Annotated in this window: 3 protein-coding genes; all 3 read left to right on the forward strand. The window is 70.3% G+C overall.

The window, feature by feature from the left end; genetic code table 11:
- The coding region (locus RSA25_RS14310; RefSeq protein ID WP_332809523.1) for a hypothetical protein at positions 1-689 on the forward strand (689 nt) is incomplete at its 5' end.
- Positions 690-802: 113 nt separating this feature from the next.
- Positions 803-1,540, forward strand: a complete 738-nt coding sequence (locus RSA25_RS14315) for an SOS response-associated peptidase (RefSeq protein ID WP_332809524.1) — start codon at positions 803-805, stop codon at positions 1,538-1,540.
- Between the two features lie 94 nt (positions 1,541-1,634).
- The coding region (locus RSA25_RS14320; RefSeq protein ID WP_332809525.1) for a response regulator at positions 1,635-2,030 on the forward strand (396 nt) is incomplete at its 3' end.

The following is a 2,030-nucleotide window of genomic DNA, read 5'->3' on the forward strand; positions in this document are numbered from 1 at the left end:
ATGCCCGCCACGCGGCCACCTGCCGCTACAACGCGCCCGCCCAGCGGGCCGCGGTGCTTGGCCGCCTGGAGGCCGATCCGGCACCGGCACCGGCCCAGCACGGGGGCCGCCACGAACTCAACCTGCTGGCCCTGCACCAGGCGCTCAAGCGCGGCGATGGGGCCGCGTTGGAACCGGCGCTGCAGCCGCTGATGGACCTGCTGGTGCTGCATGCGCTGTGCGGCCAGGACAGCACGCTGGCGCAGGACGTGACCCTTCGCCTGGGCAAGAAGAAGCTGGCATGGGACGCGTTTTTCCATGAGACGGCGCACTACGACCGTGCCTGGGCGCGGTTGGATACCGCCAGTGCCGAGGTGCCCATGGCACTGGTGGGCACGGTGCGCTCGCATCGCGCGCCTGCCGCTGGCGCCGGCTTCAGTACGACCTTCCTCAACTGCGCGCCCAAGTACCAGCAGACCGGGGTGATGGATCGCCGCGAATTCTACGAAGTCAGCGTGGGCCACGACGATGCCGCGTGGCTGAAGGGCTTCGCGGTGGGTACCGAGGTCGTCATGCTCGGGCTGTGGCGGCAGGGCAACAGCCACACCGCCACCCGCCCGCACCCCACCGACCCGCGCCGCACCATCACCAACGTGACCCACAAGCTGGCGTTGCGACCGGTGTCGCGGCTGCAACTGGCGGTGCTGTAGGCAACCGCGCGCGATCCGGCCAGCGATCGGATCACCGGTCGCCAGCCCTGCGCGGAAGGGCAAGGCCGCGCGCCACGCCGACATCCTCACGCGCGCGACCGTAGGCTGGGCGCATGCGACGCTTCGCCCAGGCCATCGCCGAGTCCGCCACCCTGCCCCCGGGCCTGCCGGCGGCCATTGCCCGCGCCCTGGCCGACGCACCGGACCGTTACAACGTGGGCAAGGCCAGCGAGGCGGCGGTGATCGCACGCGATGGCGACGGCAGCATCGTGGTCGCGGACATGCGCTGGGGCCTGATTCCGCGCTGGTCCAAGCAGCCTGACACGCCCTACACCACCGTCACCGCACGCCTGGAGCGCGCCGCCTCCAGCCGCATCTTCGCCCAGGCCTGGCAGCAACGGCCCTGCGTGGTGGCCATGACCGGCTACTACAAGTGGGATCGGCAGCGGCGCCCGCCATGGCCGCTGTTCGTGCAGCGCCAGGATGGGCTGGCCCTGCTGGCGGCCGGGCTGTGGGAGCACTGGGAGGACGGCCAGGGCGAGCAGCTGGACAGCTTCACGGTGCTCACCGCGCCGAACACCGCCATCCCCGCCCCGCTCACCGCCGACGGGCCGGTATTCGTGGAGGCCACCACCGCCATGGACTGGCTGTCCGGGGCGATCACCACCCCGGCACGGCTGCAGTCGCGCGCCACCACCGCGCCGCTGGAGGCCTATCCGGTGAGTCGCGCCTTCGGTGATCCCACGCGCGATGACTACACCTTGCTGGAGCCGGTGGACCCGGATGCGCCCAAGGGTGACGGTGCCCCCGCCGCCTGGGATGGCGACGGCCTGGACGAAGACGACGCATGAACGCCAGCCGGTGATGTCAACGAAAGCGCAAGGCAGGTTCCCGCGCTGTTGACACGGCTTGGCCCACGATCAAGCGCCCGAACCCAGAATCCGCATGAACAGCCGTCCCCCCGCTCCACCGCCGCATGGCACGATCCTGGTCGTTGAAGACGAACTGCAACTGTCACGTTTGTTCGTGGAAGTGCTCACCACCGCCGGCTATGACGCCGTGCCGGCCTATTCGGTAAGCGATGCGCTGGGCAGCGTGGCCACCCAGCATTTCGATGCCGCCGTGCTGGACATCGAGCTGCGAGATGGCCCGGTGTTTCCCGTGGCCGACCGCCTGGCCGCACTCGGCATCCCTTTCCTGTTCGCCTCGGCGGTATACGCGCAGATGGTGCCACGACAGCACCAGGGCACGCCGTTCGTGGGCAAGCCGTTCAACATCGATACGCTGGTCGCGCGCGTGGCCGAGGCTGTGGCACGCGGGCGAGCAGCGACGCCGGTCCAG

It is taken from the genome of Stenotrophomonas sp., from assembly GCF_036662295.1.
GTDB lineage: Bacteria > Pseudomonadota > Gammaproteobacteria > Xanthomonadales > Xanthomonadaceae > Stenotrophomonas.

Coding starts and splice junctions, on each gene's coding strand:
- RSA25_RS14315 (WP_332809524.1), top strand. CDS start 803: ATGCGACGCTTCGCCCAGGCCATCGCCGAGTCCGCCACCCTGCCCCCG.